The sequence below is a fragment of the Primorskyibacter flagellatus genome, from assembly GCF_900176485.1.
GTDB classification, from domain to species: domain Bacteria; phylum Pseudomonadota; class Alphaproteobacteria; order Rhodobacterales; family Rhodobacteraceae; genus Primorskyibacter; species Primorskyibacter flagellatus.
The window spans coordinates 421,671-436,886 of the sequence record NZ_FWYD01000001.1 but is presented as its reverse complement, the minus strand read 5'-3'; the positions used below and the strand labels follow the sequence as shown (position 1 = coordinate 436,886).

At 59.9% G+C, this 15,216-nt stretch carries 12 protein-coding genes; 6 read left to right on the top strand and 6 right to left on the bottom strand.

Annotated features, from left to right (window positions below):
* Window positions 1-305: 305 nt before the first annotated feature.
* Entirely contained in the window at window positions 306-2,321 is a 2,016-nt protein-coding gene (gene tkt, locus B8991_RS02055; RefSeq protein WP_084350315.1) for a transketolase, read from the bottom strand.
* Between the two features lie 199 nt (window positions 2,322-2,520).
* On the opposite strand from tkt, the gene B8991_RS02050 reads away from it, so the two are divergent.
* Window positions 2,521-3,069, top strand: a complete 549-nt coding sequence (locus B8991_RS02050) for a hypothetical protein (RefSeq protein ID WP_084350122.1) — start codon at window positions 2,521-2,523, stop codon at window positions 3,067-3,069.
* Entirely contained in the window at window positions 3,069-3,476 is a 408-nt protein-coding gene (locus B8991_RS02045; protein WP_084350121.1) for a cell division protein ZapA, read from the top strand. Before B8991_RS02050 ends, B8991_RS02045 begins: the two co-directional genes overlap by 1 nt.
* A 250-nt stretch (window positions 3,477-3,726) precedes the next feature.
* Here B8991_RS02045 and grxD read toward each other — a convergent pair whose 3' ends face one another.
* The 5 genes from grxD to B8991_RS02020 all read right to left on the bottom strand — a co-directional run bounded on the left by grxD (window position 3,727) and on the right by B8991_RS02020 (window position 8,926).
* Window positions 3,727-4,089, bottom strand: a complete 363-nt coding sequence (grxD, locus tag B8991_RS02040) for a Grx4 family monothiol glutaredoxin (RefSeq protein ID WP_084350120.1) — start codon at window positions 4,087-4,089, stop codon at window positions 3,727-3,729.
* Window positions 4,090-4,207: 118 nt separating this feature from the next.
* Window positions 4,208-4,450 (bottom strand): BolA/IbaG family iron-sulfur metabolism protein, encoded by a 243-nt coding sequence (locus B8991_RS02035; RefSeq protein WP_084350119.1) that lies wholly within the window; start codon window positions 4,448-4,450, stop codon window positions 4,208-4,210.
* A gap of 60 nt (window positions 4,451-4,510) precedes the next feature.
* On the bottom strand, window positions 4,511-5,380 hold the full coding sequence (locus tag B8991_RS02030) for a hypothetical protein (RefSeq protein ID WP_084350118.1): 870 nt from the start codon (window positions 5,378-5,380) through the stop codon (window positions 4,511-4,513).
* 8 nt (window positions 5,381-5,388) lie between these two features.
* The gene (gene purL, locus B8991_RS02025) at window positions 5,389-7,548 is read right to left on the bottom strand and encodes a phosphoribosylformylglycinamidine synthase subunit PurL (protein WP_084350117.1); all 2,160 of its coding nucleotides are present in this window, start codon (window positions 7,546-7,548) and stop codon (window positions 5,389-5,391) included.
* A 460-nt stretch (window positions 7,549-8,008) separates the two neighbouring features.
* Window positions 8,009-8,926, bottom strand: a complete 918-nt coding sequence (locus B8991_RS02020; protein ID WP_084350116.1) for a LysR family transcriptional regulator — start codon at window positions 8,924-8,926, stop codon at window positions 8,009-8,011.
* Window positions 8,927-9,091: 165 nt separating this feature from the next.
* On the opposite strand from B8991_RS02020, the gene B8991_RS02015 reads away from it, so the two are divergent.
* From B8991_RS02015 to ccmE, 4 genes are all read left to right on the top strand, one after another.
* Window positions 9,092-12,511 (top strand): indolepyruvate ferredoxin oxidoreductase family protein, encoded by a 3,420-nt coding sequence (locus B8991_RS02015; RefSeq protein WP_084350115.1) that lies wholly within the window; start codon window positions 9,092-9,094, stop codon window positions 12,509-12,511.
* A gap of 174 nt (window positions 12,512-12,685) precedes the next feature.
* A complete protein-coding gene (murI, locus tag B8991_RS02010) occupies window positions 12,686-13,498 on the top strand; it encodes a glutamate racemase (protein ID WP_084350114.1) in 813 nt (270 codons plus the stop codon).
* Between the two features lie 73 nt (window positions 13,499-13,571).
* Window positions 13,572-14,600: an N-acetyl-gamma-glutamyl-phosphate reductase gene (argC, locus tag B8991_RS02005; protein ID WP_084350113.1), complete on the top strand. Its 1,029-nt coding sequence runs from the start codon at window positions 13,572-13,574 to the stop codon at window positions 14,598-14,600.
* A gap of 81 nt (window positions 14,601-14,681) precedes the next feature.
* Window positions 14,682-15,125, top strand: a complete 444-nt coding sequence (gene ccmE, locus B8991_RS02000) for a cytochrome c maturation protein CcmE (protein WP_084350112.1) — start codon at window positions 14,682-14,684, stop codon at window positions 15,123-15,125.
* Window positions 15,126-15,216: the final 91 nt, after the last annotated feature.

Genomic DNA, 15,216 nt, shown 5'->3' with positions numbered 1-15,216 from the left:
TACCGCGAACAATGTATCTTTGCAGATCAAAAGACGGCTCTTGTCGTCGCCTGAAGCCGGTATTCCGAGGCGCAATAGCGCCGGCAAAGGCACCGAGGAAATAGCGTTTGAAGCGCTACCTATCGTTGCGAAATTCGACACAATATAGTTTGAGCTACCCGAACCGGATCCAGAGAAGTCGGTAACGCTTGGCGGGGTCGAGTGAATGACGACCGTTGTGATGATTGCGCGCAAGGCCTGGCGCGCGGCACAAAAAAGGGAGCCATAAATGGCTCCCTTTCGACGTTTTCTCGCTCAACGGCGGATCAAAGCAGCGATTTTGCCAGTTCTACCGTCGCTTCAGACGTGATGCCGAAATGCTCGTACAGCTCTTCCGCAGGGGCGGAGGCACCGAAGCTGTTCATGCCGATGAAGCCGGCCTTGGCCTCGCGACCACGTTCGCCCAGCAGCCAACGGTCCCAGCCTTGCCGCACGCCCGCCTCGATGGCGATCCGGATCGGGCCTCCGGGCAACACGCGCTTGCGATAGGCATCATCCTGTGCGGCAAACAGTTCCATGCAAGGCATGGAGACGACACGGACGCCGATACCTTCGGCCTGCAATGCCTCGCGCGCGGCCATGGCAACAGACACCTCAGAGCCGGTGGCGATCAGGATCACCTGACGCTTGCCTTCCGCATCGGCCAGCACATAGCCGCCCTTGGCGGTCAGGTTGGCGTTCTTGTGTTCAGTGCGCACGGTCGGCAGACCCTGACGCGACAGCGCCAGAACAGACGGCGTGCTGTTGGAGGTCAGCGCGATTTCCCAGGCTTCTGCCGTTTCAATCGTGTCGGCGGGGCGGAAGACATAGGTGTTGGGCGTCGACCGGCTGATCGCGAGATGCTCGACCGGTTGGTGGGTCGGGCCGTCTTCGCCCAGACCGATGCTGTCATGCGTCATCACGAAGACCGACGGCACCTGCATTAGTGCCGCCAGACGCATCGCGGGGCGGGCATAGTCGGTGAAGCACATGAACGTGCCGCCATAGGGTCGGATGCCGCCATGCAGCGCCATGCCGTTCATCGCCGAGGCCATGCCGTGTTCGCGGATGCCGAAATAAATGTAGCGGCCCTTGCGGTTATCCACGTCGAACACGCCCAGATCGCCCGCATTGGTGTTGTTCGATCCCGTCAGGTCGGCAGAGCCACCGATGGTTTCTGGCATGAGCGGATTGACCACTTCCAGAACCATTTCCGAGGATTTGCGCGTCGCGACCTTGGGGGCGGCTTCGGAATTCTGCTTCTTCAGCGCCTTGATCGTGGCGGAAAGACGCTTGGGCGCGGCACCGGTCATCGTGCGCGTGAACTCGTTGCGGCGCTGTTCCGACAGGGCGTCGAAGCGGCTTTGCCACTCTGCGCGGTCGGCGGCACCACGGCTGCCGATCTCTTCCCACTGCGTCTTGATGTCGGCGGGCACCTCGAACGGGCCGGTGGTCCAGCCATAGGCCTCTTTTGCGGCGGCCATCTGATCCGCGTCGGTCAGCGCGCCATGCCCCTTGGAGGTGTCCTGCGCCGCGTGGCCCAGGGCGATATGGGTTTTGCAGGCAATCATCGAGGGCGCGTCGGCCTTCTTGGCGGCCGTGATCGCGGCGTCGATCGCTTGCGGATCGTGGCCGTCGATTTCCTGCACATGCCAACCTGCGGCTTCAAAGCGCGCAACCTGATCGGTGCGGTCGGACAGTTCCACCTTGCCGTCGATGGTGATGTTGTTGTTGTCCCAGAACACCACAAGCCGCGACAGTTGCTGACGCCCGGCAAGGCCGATGGCCTCGTGGCTGATGCCTTCCATCAGGCAACCGTCACCTGCAATGACATAGGTGTAGTGATCGACGACCTTCTTGCCGAACCGCGCGCGCAAGGATTCCTCGGCAATGGCGAAACCGACGGAATTGGCAATGCCCTGACCCAGCGGCCCGGTGGTGGTCTCGATCCCCTTGGCAAGGAAGTTTTCCGGATGCCCGGCTGTCTTGGCACCCAACTGGCGGAAGTTCTTGATCTGATCCAGCGTGATTTCGGCGTCACCCGTGAGGTACAGCAACGAATAAAGCAGCATAGAGCCGTGGCCGGCGGACAGGATAAACCGGTCGCGGTCCGGCCATGTCGGATCTGCGGCGTCAAATTTCAGGTGTTTTTCATATAGCACAGTCGCCACATCGGCCATGCCCATCGGCATTCCCGAATGGCCGGAATTGGCGGCGGTCACGGCGTCCAGCGTCAGGGCGCGGATCGCGGCTGCGCGCATCCAATGATCGGGGTTGGTGGAGCGGAGAGCCTGGATATCCACGTTGTCTGTCCCTTGCGTGAGAAATGTCGCCCTGCTCATACCAGTCCGGGATTGAAGTTCAAGCACCGCCTGTAACACCTTGACACATAAGGGGGCGCAATTGCGCTTTTTGGTTGCTAAAGTTACGCAACAACGGGGCGCGGCTGATTCGTAACAGACCAACCAGTCAAGCCCCGCGATAGACGGAGGTTTGAGGCCGATGACGCAGATTCAAGAGTTGGAACGCCGGATCGTTGCGGCGCTGGACAGGATCGGGCAGGGGGTCGTGGCGCTTGACGCAGCCCAGACTGCTGAACCCGCCGCCGCGACGGCGCATGACCCGGAAGATATGGCAAAGCTGCAAGACGCGCTGGAAAACGAGCGGCAGGCAAATGCCAAGCTTGAAGAACGCGTGCGTGCCATTCACGAGAAACAGCAGGGCGAAGTCCACGCCTTGCGTGCAGAGCTTGAAAGCAAACGTGCCGCTGCCGAACAGATCGACCGGGATTTGCAGCGCCTGCGCAAAGCCAACGATCTTTTGCGAGACAGCAACGACGCTCTGCGCCGCGCTCTGGAAGACGGAATGGCCGACACGGACCTGATAGACACGGCGATGTTGGCAGAATTGGAAGGCCTGCGCGCGACACGCGCGGCAGAGACGGCCGAAAACCGCGCTATTCTCGCGGCGCTGGAGCCGTTGCTCATCGACGCTGCGAACAACTTGAACGGCGACAATGATGCCAACGTAGCGCCAAAAGGAGGCGTCTGATGCCCGAAGTGAACGTCGTTATCGGTGGCCGCACATTCGAAGTCGCCTGTCAGGAAGGCGAAGAACACTTCCTGCACTCCGCCGCCAGGATGCTGGATAGCGAAGCCAGTGTACTGTCCGAACAAATCGGCCGGATGCCGGAAGCGCAGATGCTGTTGATGGCCGGTCTGATGCTGGCCGACAAAACAGCCGGTTTGGAAGACAAGCTGCGCGACGCCGAAGACCGGTTTTCCGCCCTTGAGGCGGAGCTGCGAGACTTGCAGCAACGACCCGAACCGCAGCCAGAGCGTGTCGAGGTTCCTGTTGTGCCGTCATCGGTGACCGATCAATTGGCCGAAATAGCGGCGCGGGCAGAATCCCTTGCGGCGGATGTCGAAGAAAAGCTCAACGTGAAAACGGGTGGCTGAGACGCAGCAATTCGTTCGCGCGGGGAATGTCTGGCGGGCAATCGGTCACAACATGCTTGTGAGAGTCACAATCGAAGTCTGGCAGGCTAAAGAAGAATGTGCTGCCATGAACGACTGAACTGGTTGGCTTGAGCGGCGCTATCCATTGACGCCGCTTGAACTTCCCAACAGCTTTAACACAGTACCCCAAGGAAACACTTCCTTGGGGTACTAAATTTGTCAGCCGCAATGGAGCGGTGTTGAAACTGTGTCAGCCGTTGGCTTCGCGGATCTTCTCTGCGGCGTCCTTGTCATAGGTTACGCCGTTGCTTTCAAACAACTGGTCGAGCTCCCCTGACAGGGTCATTTCGGTGATGATGTCGCAGCCGCCCACAAATTCACCCTTCACATAAAGCTGCGGAATGGTCGGCCATTCGGAATAATCCTTGATCCCCTGGCGAATGGCGTCATCCGCCAACACGTTCACATCGGTGAAGTCGACGCCCATGTAATTCAGCACACCCGCGACCCGGCTGGAGAAGCCACATTGCGGCATGGATTTGGTGCCTTTCATGTAAAGCACCACGTCATTGGCTTTTACTGTTTCGTCGATGCTGGTTTTCGCGTCGGTCATGTCTTGCTCCGTTTCTGGGCATGAGGTGCCGCTCTGCGGACTGCCTCTTGGTGTCAGTGTGTCTCGGCCAGATTTCGTTTGTTGCCTGGCAGGCATGTCGAAATTCGAGCCGTCCCGGTCATTCCGGCGACTTTGTCGTCAGAGCCAGCGCGTGCAGTTCGCCGTGGTTGCCATCCATACTGCCCTTGAGGGCTGCATAGACCGCGCGCTGTTGCTGCACCCGGTTCTTGCCGCGAAAGCTCTCGTCGATGACCTCGGCGGCATAGTGGTTTCCGTCGCCGGCAAGATCCGTGATGGTGATCTGGGCATGTGGAAATTCGGTGCGGATCAAATCCTCGATTTCCTGAGCTTGCATGGGCATGGCGTGTTCCTTCTCTTGTCCCGGAAACTAAGCAGCGCGGGCACGGATGACAAGTGGGGCCTAACCCGGAATCGTCACGCCGGGCAGGGCGCGGATTGCCGCAATATCGCGGGCGTAGCTTGCATTGAAGCACTGTCTGGTCGCAGCGTCCCAGGGATCGAAAGCCGGGTGCGTCGCCGATTTGGGAAAAGCGGCCTGCGCGGCCTTGAACGCCTGTTGTCCCGGGTCGCCCCCTTTGCGCAACAGGGCGACCGCGTCTGAGGACAGGCCCGGGTTCACCCGACCGCCTTTCAGATGTACGTTGCAGGCGGCCTCTTCGCCCAAGAGGTGTTTCAGCAAAGCGGGCACCATGGCGGGATACTCTTCGTATTGCCAGATAGTGAACGGGCACCCGCCTGCGGCATTTTGTAGGCGAGTGACAAGATCGGCCCAGCTGAGCCGGGTCAGGTCGACACCGCGAATATAGTCACGGAACGGATAAAATGCTCCGCCTTTCATATCCTCGCCCCAGGCAGAGACGAGGAAATCGGCGGGGTTGCGGATTGCCAGGCCAAAGTCCAGATCGTGATCCGGAAATAGGGCACAGAGCCGTTCCAGCCGGTCTGGCGCGGGGGCGTAAAGCCGGCTACCGCGCAAAAGCGGCTTTGGCCTGAGTTGCCCCATGATGTTTTCATTCATCAGCACCGCATGCGAGGCAGAGCCGCAGTATTTGGACAGGAACGCCTCGGCCACCATTTGAAGAAAGGCGTGGTCCGTGCGTTTGCCTGCAAGTTCGGCAAACGGGATAAGATCGGCACCCAGCGGCATAGGCCCGACCGCCGCAATGCCATGTTCCGCGAGCGGTTCGGCGCTGGCCTGAAGGCTGCGTTGCAGATGCGTTGTCGCGGTCTTGTGCGCCCCGATCAGGAAAGTAATCCGGCGGCGGCGCACTGTGTTGTTCAGGCGAAGGTGTTGGCAAAGCTGTCGCGGTAGATCGCTGACAGCTCTTCCAGAGGGGCAGAGGAGCGGCCAAGCGAGACCGTATCGCCGGTGAACTTGCCGACCGAGTTGAGCGGCACACCCGCTTGCCCCGCCGCGACGATCAAAGCCTCTGCCTGATCGAAATTGCACGCGATCAGATAGCGGGCCTGATCCTCGCCGAACAATGTCGTCATATCGCCTGCGTCCAGCACCAGACCGACGCCCGCCGCCTCGGCCAATTCGAACGCGGCCAGCGCAAGGCCACCATCGGACAGGTCTGTGCAAGCGGTGATGTAGTCGCGGTTGGCGCGGATGAAATCGCCGTGGCTTTTTTCAGCGGCAAGATCGACATGCGGGGCATCGCCATCCTCGCGGTTGAACACCTCGGCCAGCAGGGCGGATTGCCCCAGATGGCCCTTGGTCTCGCCCAAAAGCAGCGCCACATGGCCTTCGCGCACATCCTTGCCGATCACATTGTCGATATGGTCGATGAGGCCAACGGCGCCGATGGTCGGCGTGGGCAGGATGCCCTGACCGTCGGTCTCGTTATAAAGCGAGACGTTGCCCGACACGATCGGCATATCCAGCGCCGAACAAGCCTCGCCAATACCCTGGATGGCCCCGACGAACTGGCCCATGATCTCGGGCTTTTCGGGATTGCCGAAGTTGAGGTTGTCGGTCGTGGCAAGCGGCAGCGCACCGACGGCGGTCAGGTTGCGATACGCTTCGGCCACCGCCTGCTTGCCGCCTTCAACGGGGTTTGCGCGGACGTAGCGCGGTGTCACGTCAGAGGTGAAGGCCAGCGCCTTGTCGGTGCCATGCACGCGGATGATGCCCGCGCCAAGCCCCGGCCCGCGATTGGTGTCGGCCATGACCTGGCTGTCATATTGTTCGTAGACCCATTGCTTGGACGCATAGTTCGGGCTGGCAAGCAGCGCCTTCAGCCCATCGATCGGATCGATCTCGGGGACATCCGCCAGCGGCTCGACTGCGGGGGTCGGAACCCAGGGGCGATCATATTCGGGCGCAGTGCCTGACAGCGCCTTGAGCGGCAGATCGGCCTTCGTCTCACCGTTCAGCTGAATCAGAAAGCGATCTTCGGGCAGGGTTTCGCCGACAATGGCGAAATCAAGGTCCCATTTGTCGAACACGGCCTTGGCCTCGGCCTCTTTCTCGGGGCGCAGCACCATCAGCATGCGTTCCTGAGATTCCGACAGCATCATCTCATAGGCTGTCATATTCCGTTCACGGCAGGGGACTTTCTCAAGGTCGAGTCGCACGCCAAGCCCGCCCTTGTCGCCCATCTCTACCGCAGAACAGGTCAGACCGGCCGCGCCCATATCCTGAATGGAGATCACCGCGCCAGTCTGCATCAGCTCCAGCGTGGCCTCCATCAGGCGCTTTTCGGTGAACGGATCGCCAACCTGAACAGTGGGGCGCTTTTCCTCGATGGTCTCGTCGAATTCCGCGCTGGCCATTGTGGCACCGCCAACGCCGTCGCGCCCGGTCTTGGCACCAAGATAGACGACGGGCATGCCGACGCCCGAGGCGGCAGAATAGAAAATCTTGTCCGCATCCGCGAGGCCAGCCGCGAAGGCATTGACCAGACAGTTGCCATTATAAGCAGAGTGAAAACGCACCTCGCCGCCGACGGTCGGCACACCGAAGCAGTTGCCATAGCCGCCGACGCCTTCGACCACGCCATGCACAAGCTGGCGCGTCTTGGGGTGAGCCGTCTCGCCAAAGCTGAGCGAGTTCATCGCCGCAATTGGACGCGCGCCCATGGTGAACACGTCGCGCAGGATGCCACCGACACCTGTCGCAGCGCCCTGATAGGGTTCAATATAGGATGGGTGGTTGTGGCTTTCCATTTTGAAGACCACGGCCTGACCATCGCCAATATCGACGACGCCGGCATTCTCGCCGGGGCCGCAGATCACCTGCGGGCCTGTCGTGGGCAAGGTGCGCAGCCACTTCTTGGAGGACTTGTAGGAACAATGCTCGTTCCACATGGCCGAGAATATGCCAAGCTCGGTGAATGTCGGCTCTCGGTTCAACAGCCGCAGAATCTCGGCATATTCGTTTTCTTTCAGGCCGTGGGCCTCGATCAGATCAGGGGTGATCACGGGATCTTGCATCGGTCATATATCCAAGGCTGCGGGTTGGCGTCTCTTTAGGGCAAGGGGCGCATGGGGGAAAGGGGGCGGCACCAAACAAGACGTCAATCATGGATGCCTAGGTAAACGGTCTGTACCAATTTTGCCAATAGGCGTCGCCTGGAAGACCCATATACGCGCGGTTGGCGGACCCTGGGCAGGCAGACAGATTGGTGGGTCGCGCAGTTACAAATGCTTAGGCCCGGCCAAAGGTGCATCGCCAAACGGGGCCGTGCTGCACAGCAACGCAACAGCCATGATTCGTCCGACGTTTGCGCAAACATCTGCAAAAAAAAGGCCGAGCATAAAGCTCGGCCGAAGTCCAACAGGGAGGTGAAAATGATGCGCTGTTGGGCGCGTCATCTTCAAAAGCTCAATTAGTCATCGAAGTTGAGTCGGGCAAGCCCCGCAATGCCGCAGTTGCAGCATTGCCGGTATGCGATTATTGCATGGCTGAAGTGCTGGCGAGCATTTTCAACTGTTTGCGGTGGGCAAAGATCTCTTCTTCGACAAAATCGCGGAACACAGAGATCCGTTTGGAGTGTCTCATCTCTTCGGGATAGGCGAGGAACACCGGCACTTCGATTGATTGGACATCCGGAAGAACGCGGACTGCCTGTGGGAAGTCCTCGATGATGTAATCGGGCAGAACGCCGATGCCGAGATGATTTATGACGCCCTGTAAAACGCCGAAATAGTTGTTCACGGCCAGCATCGACCTGATGTCATGCGTCAGCAGTTCCTGCACGAGGTTCAGGCCGGCCCCGACCTGCGCAGATGTGGTGTTCTGGCAAATCAGCCGGTGGTTCGACATATCGGACATCTCAACCGGTACGCCGTTCTGTTTCAGGTATTCCGATGACGCGTAAAGCCGCATCCGCACGCTCATCAAGCGCTTGCGGATCAGATCGGCCTGACTGGGTTCTTTCATGCGGATCGCCACATCGGCCTCGCGCATCGGCAGGTCAAGCACGCGCTCTTCCAACATCAGGTCGATCTTGAGATTGGGGTATTTCTCGTACAGCTTCGTCAGGCGCGGGGCCAGCCAGAGCGAGCCGAACCCGGTCGTGGTGGTGACCTTGAGGTCACCGAAGGCTTCTTCTTCGCTGTCGCGTATCCGCGCAGAGGCGGCATCAAGGCGTTTGATCATCGCATTCGTGGCTTCGAACAGCAATTCACCCTGTTCGGTCAGAATCAGTCCTCGGGCATGCCGGCGGAACAGCGTCGTGTTAAGCGATTCCTCCAGCGCGCGCACCTGTCTGCTGACGGCTGATTGCGACAGGTGCAAGACGTCGCCCGCATGGGTTAGACTGCCAGCATCCGCCACTGCGTGAAATATTCTGAGCTTGTCCCAGTCCATGTCGGCAACTTTCACTCTGTTGTTGATCGTATTGTGAAATACAGTCTCTTACGCAAGTTACATCCGGAGATCACGGAAAAATCAGAAATAATTTGCTATGCAGGTCAGTTGTTATGACCTAATATAGCGCTAAATGATGCATCAACTGGCGACGGGAGACGCGAGATGGGCAAGACCGAGATCACCCTCAACGACAGATTCGATCTGGAAAAGTCACCGGTTCTGCTGAACGGGACGCAGGCGCTGGTGCGCTTGATGCTCATGCAGAAAGAGCGTGACCGCGCGGCAGGATTGAACACTGCGGGATTTGTCACCGGCTATCGAGGATCGCCGCTGGGGGCCGTCGATCTGCAAATGACCCGTGCCGGCAAGGTGTTGGGCAAATATGATGTCACTTTCCAGCCCGGACTGAACGAAGATCTGGCCGCGACGGCGCTTTGGGGCAGCCAGCAGGCTGAATTGCGCGGCGAGGGCAAATATGACGGCGTTTTCGGTCTGTGGTACGGCAAAGGGCCGGGGGTGGATCGGTCCGGAGACGTGATGCGCCACGCCAATATGGCCGGATCGTCAAAGCATGGCGGTGTGCTGATGGCGATGGGCGATGACCACACCGGCGAAAGCTCTACCGTGTTGCATCAGTCGGAATGGGCGATGGTCGATGCCTATATGCCGGTGGTCAGCCCCGCCGGTGTGCAGGAAGTGCTGGATTACGGCATCTACGGCTATGCCCTGTCGCGGTTTTCCGGCCTCTGGGTTGGTCTCAAGACGATGAAAGACACGATCGAGGCGACCTCTGTGGTAGATGGCCGTCCGGACAGGATGCAGCTGAGCCTGCCGAATTTCGTGATGCCCAAGGATGGGCTGAACATTCGCTTGGGCGACACTCCGCATGCGCAAGAAGCGCGGATGATCGACTTCAAACGCTTTGCTGCCGAAGAATTCAGCCATGTCAACAAGATGGACAAGCGCGTCTGGGGCAAGCCCGGTGCCAAGATCGGCTTTGTCGCGGCTGGCAAGAACTGGCTGGATCTGGTGCATGCTTTCAGCCTGCTGAATATTGACGCGGATGAGGCGCTGCGTCTGGGCCTGACCACCTATAAGGTCGGACAGACTTGGCCGCTGGACATGAAGGGCTTTCACGACTGGGCCGAGGGGCTGGATCTGATTGTTGTGGTCGAGGAAAAGCGCAAGCTGATCGAGGTTCAGATCAAGGAGGCGATCTTTGACGACCGACAGGGACGCCGCGTCTATGGCTGGTACAAAAGCGGTGCAGGGGGCATGCATGACGACGAGTTGTTCCCGACACGCGCCGCCCTGGACCCGATCCTGATTGCCGAGAAAATCGGTGGCATCCTGATCGATGAAGGGCGCGGCACAGATGGTGTCAAGGCCGGGATGCAGGCGCTGGACGAGGCGCGCCGCGCCGATAATGCCGAAGATATTGCCGCACGTCTGCCGTATTTCTGCGCCGGCTGCCCGCATAACAGCTCTACCAAACTGCCCGACGGCAGCCGCGCCTATGCGGGTATCGGCTGTCACTACATGGTGCAGTGGATGGACCGTGAAACGACCGGGTTCACCCATATGGGCGGCGAAGGGGCGAACTGGATCGGCGAGGCACCTTTTTCTACGCGCGACCATGTGTTCCAGAACCTCGGCGACGGCACCTATAACCATTCAGGCGTGCAGGCGATCCGGGCCGCTTTGGCGGCCGGGACGAACATCACCTACAAGATCCTGTATAACGACGCCGTTGCCATGACGGGTGGCCAGCCCAACGAAGGCGGTCTTAGCCCGCAGCGCATTGCCGCCGAGGTCAAGGCGATGGGGTGCAAGAATATTGCGGTGGTTTACGACGAAAAGGAAAAAATTGACCTTAAGTCTTTTCCGCAAGGCATTGAATTGCATGAGCGTTCTGAAATGCCTGCGATACAGGAAGCGTTCACGAAACACGAAGGCGTCTCGGCGATCATCTACGTTCAGACCTGTGCAGCCGAAAAGCGCCGTCGGCGCAAGCGGGGCAAGTTTCCCGATCCCGACAAGCGCGTGTTTATCAACACCGATGTCTGTGAGGGCTGCGGCGACTGCGGCGTGCAGTCGAACTGCGTTGCCATCGTGCCGGAAGACACCGAGCTGGGCCGAAAACGCGCGATTGACCAATCCGCGTGCAACAAGGATTTCTCTTGTCTGAAAGGGTTTTGCCCGTCTTTCGTGACGCTGGAAGGGGCGCAGCTCAAGAAGGGCGCGACGGCCGCTCTGGACTTGCCGGACCTGCCTGACCCGCAGATCCCGGCGATCAACGGAACCTATAATGTTGTCATCACGGGCGTTGGTGGCACCGGGGTCGTGACCATCGGAGCAGTGCTTGCCCAGGCCGCGCAGATCGACGGCAAGGGCGCAGGCATGATGGAAATGGCAGGCCTTGCCCAAAAGGGCGGCGCGGTGCACATCCATTGCCGCATCGCCGAACGGCCCGAAGATATCAATGCGATCCGCGTGGCCACGGGTGAAGCAGATGCTTTGATCGGCGGCGATCTGGTGGTCAGTGCGGGTGCCAAAACGCTTGGCTTGACCCGCACGGGCCGCAGCGGTGCGGTCGTGAACAGCCATGAGATCATCACCGGGGACTTCACGCGCGACACGGATTTTACGTTGCCCAGCGACAGGTTGCGGCTTGCTCTTGAAGCAAGGATGAAAGACCGGGTCGATCTGTTCGACGCGACCGAACTTGCGCGCGCCACGATGGGCGACTCGATCTTTTCGAACATGATGATCCTCGGGGCCGCGTGGCAGCGCGGGCTGGTGCCGCTTAGCCTGGATGCGATAAATCAGGCGATAGAGCTGAACGGTGCGGCGGTGGAGCGCAATCAGCGCGCCTTCCAGATCGGACGTTGGGCCGTGCTGCATCCGGAACAGGCCAGACAGTTGATAGAGCCGAATGTCGTCGGCCTGCCGCAATCGCTGGACGAGAAGATCGCGTTCCGCGTCGAACATCTGACCGCCTATCAGGGCAAGCGTCTGGCCAAGCGCTACATGCAGATGGTTGACCGCTTCACCGATCCAGCCCTGCGCGAGGCCGTGGCAAAAGGCTATCATAAGCTATTGTCATACAAGGATGAATACGAGGTCGCCCGTCTGCTTTTGACCAGCCGCGACAAGGCCAGGGAAGAGTTTGACGGCGATTTCAAGATGAGCTTTCACCTCGCGCCGCCGATGCTTGCTCGCATGGGCGCGGATGGCCGTCCTCAGAAGCGTGAATTCGGGCCTTGGCTGGAACGTCCGTTGCGAATGATGGCGCGGTTCAAGGGGTTGCGCGGCACGCCGCTCGATCCGTTCGGCTATACCGCGGAACGCAAGATGGAACGCGCGCTGATCGCGCAATATCAGGCGGATATGGACGAGGTCGAAAAGCATCTGAGCGCCGACACGATGGATGTGGCGGTCGCATTGGCGGAATTGCCGTTGCAGATCAACGGGTTCGGGCCGGTAAAGATGGCGAATGAGACCAAGGCTGCCAAACGACGCGAAGAACTGTTGGCGATGCTGCGCGCGGGCGGCGCGCCGATGTCCAAGGCAGCGGAATAGATCCGGCGCACCGCGTGGTCGGCAAGCCCATCGGCGCCGTCCGGAATGGGACTCGCGCACTTGTGGATTTCTTGCGAAAAGAGACGTAAGAGCTTTCACCGATCCCGCTTCGGTCTTATGACTGCGGGTTCGAGGTTTAAGACAAACGCAAGGGCTGACGGCCGGGGTATCCGCATGGCGGTAGGAATTTTTGACAGTGGTCTTGGGGGGTTGACGGTCCTCGACGCGGTGTCCAGGCGGTTGCCGGACGTGCCTTTTGTCTATCTGGGCGACAACAAGAATGCGCCCTACGGTGTCCGGGATGCCGAGGATGTCTACAACCTGACAACCGCCGCCGTGTCGCGGCTTTGGGAGGAAGGCTGCGATCTGGTGATTCTGGCCTGTAACACCGCGAGCGCTGCGGCGTTGCGGCGGATGCAAGAAAGCTGGATACCGCCTGAAAAGCGCGTGCTGGGCGTTTTTGTCCCATTGATCGAGGCACTTACAGAACGGCAATGGGGCGATAACAGCCCGCCGCGCGAAGTGGCGGTCAAGCATGTTGCGTTGTTTGCGACGCCCGCCACGGTGCGCAGCCGTGCGTTTCAGCGTGAATTGGCGTTCCGCGCCATTGGCGTGGATGTCGAGGCGCAGGCCTGCGGCGGGTTGGTCGATGCCATCGAAGAGGGCGACATGATCCTGGCCGAGGCTTTGGTGCGCAGCCATGTCGATGCTTTGAAACGGAAAATGCCCGAACCGCAGGCGGCCATTCTGGGCTGCACGCACTACCCGTTGATGCAGGATGTGTTTCAGGCAGCGCTTGGCCCGGACGTGACGGTTTACAGCCAGGCCGATCTGGTCGCCGCCAGCCTCGCCGACTATCTGGAGCGTCATCCGGGAATGTTGGGGCGTGGTGAAAACGCGATTTGCCTGACCAGTGGCAACCCGCGCAAAGTGTCCGATCAGGCGACGCATTTCCTGCGACGACAGGTCGAGTTTCAAAGCGCCTGACGCGCCGCGTTTGGTGCCTTTTGTGACATTTGCCCCCCCGAATTTGTACAAATGCCCCCTGAAGGGAAACGACATGACTCATAAAATCGCGATCCTCGGTGCCTCTGGCTATACCGGTGCGGAACTGATCCGGCTGATCGCCACCCATCCGTCGATGCAGATTGCTGCTCTTGGTGCCAATGCCAAAGCCGGCCAAAGCATGGCGACGGTTTATCCGCATCTGCGGCATCTCGACCTGCCGGATCTGGTGACGGCGGATGAGATCGACTTTGCCAAGATCGACCTGTGCTTTTGCGCGCTGCCGCACAAGACCAGCCAGGAGGTGATCCGCGATCTGCCGAAAGACCTGAAGATCGTCGATCTGTCGGCGGATTTCCGGCTGCGCGATCCGGCGGAATACGAAAAGTGGTACGGCAACCCGCATGCCGCCGTCGAGGTGCAGAAAGAGGCGGTCTACGGCCTGACCGAATTCTACCGCGACGAGATTCGGGAAGCGCGGCTTGTGGCCGGCACTGGCTGCAATGCGGCGACCGGGCAGTTTGCCTTGCGGCCGTTGATCTCGGCCGGTGTGATCGGTCTGGACGATATCATCCTCGATATGAAATGTGCCGTGTCGGGCGCGGGCCGGGCGCTGAAGGAAAACCTGATGCATGCCGAATTGTCCGAGGGCTACAACGCCTATGCCGTTGGCGGCACGCACCGGCATCTGGGCGAGTTCGATCAGGAATTTTCCAAGCTTGCCGGACGGCCCGTAGAGGTGCAGTTCACGCCGCATCTGATGCCCGCGAACCGCGGCATTCTTGCCACCACATATGTCAGCGGCGATCCGCAAGCGGTTTATGCCGCGCTGCGCGACGCCTATGCCGACGAGCCGTTCCTGCACGTGCTGCCCTTTGGCGAGACACCCTCGACGCATCATGTGCGCGGGTCGAATTTCTGCCATATCGGCGTGACCGGCGACCGCAAACCGGGTCGGGCCATCGTCGTGGCGGCGCTGGACAATCTGACCAAAGGGTCGTCGGGCCAAGCATTGCAAAATGCGAATTTGATGTTAGGTGAGGAAGAGATCGCAGGGCTGACCCTGGTGCCCTGTTTCCCGTAATTGCATTGTGCCGGGACGTTTTGACATCTGTTCCGGCAAAACTGTTCGGGTAGGTTTCGCGTGTTCCAGAGGAGAGGACGCATGAAGAGCCTCAAGAAAAAGCGCCGTATTCAGGTTATCGCAGTGGCCGTGGTCGCGCTTGCGGCCAGCACCGTGCTGATCGGATACGGGATGCAGGACGGGATCAACTTTTTCCGCTCACCCAGTCAGGTGATGGCGGAACCACCCGCCCCGAATGAGACATTCCGGATTGGCGGATTGGTCGAGGAAGGATCGCTGCAACGCGGCCAGGGAGAGCTGATCCGCTTTCGCGTGACCGATGGGGGCGCGACCGTTCCGGTGGTGTTCGGCGGCGTCCTGCCGGATCTGTTCGGCGAGAAGCAAGGCATGGTGGGCACTGGAAAATACATCAACGGTGTCTTCGAAGCCTCTGAAATTCTTGCAAAACATGACGAGACCTACATGCCGAAAGAGGTTGTGGACGCGCTGAAGGAACAAGGCGTCTACCAGGCCCCCGAAAGCTGACGCGCGGGGCTGCGCACGGTCAGATCGGGCCGCATTAACCAATTGCTGCAATCGTTTGTGCCGAGGTTTCAGGCAAGCGAGAGGCAGCCCA

Coding starts and splice junctions, on each gene's coding strand:
- B8991_RS02050 (WP_084350122.1), top strand. CDS start 2,521: ATGACGCAGATTCAAGAGTTGGAACGCCGGATCGTTGCGGCGCTGGAC.
- B8991_RS02045 (WP_084350121.1), top strand. CDS start 3,069: ATGCCCGAAGTGAACGTCGTTATCGGTGGCCGCACATTCGAAGTCGCC.
- grxD (WP_084350120.1), bottom strand. CDS start 4,089: ATGACCGACGCGAAAACCAGCATCGACGAAACAGTAAAAGCCAATGAC.
- B8991_RS02035 (WP_084350119.1), bottom strand. CDS start 4,450: ATGCCCATGCAAGCTCAGGAAATCGAGGATTTGATCCGCACCGAATTT.
- purL (WP_084350117.1), bottom strand. CDS start 7,548: ATGCAAGATCCCGTGATCACCCCTGATCTGATCGAGGCCCACGGCCTG.
- B8991_RS02020 (WP_084350116.1), bottom strand. CDS start 8,926: ATGGACTGGGACAAGCTCAGAATATTTCACGCAGTGGCGGATGCTGGC.
- B8991_RS02015 (WP_084350115.1), top strand. CDS start 9,092: ATGGGCAAGACCGAGATCACCCTCAACGACAGATTCGATCTGGAAAAG.
- murI (WP_084350114.1), top strand. CDS start 12,686: ATGGCGGTAGGAATTTTTGACAGTGGTCTTGGGGGGTTGACGGTCCTC.
- argC (WP_084350113.1), top strand. CDS start 13,572: ATGACTCATAAAATCGCGATCCTCGGTGCCTCTGGCTATACCGGTGCG.
- ccmE (WP_084350112.1), top strand. CDS start 14,682: ATGAAGAGCCTCAAGAAAAAGCGCCGTATTCAGGTTATCGCAGTGGCC.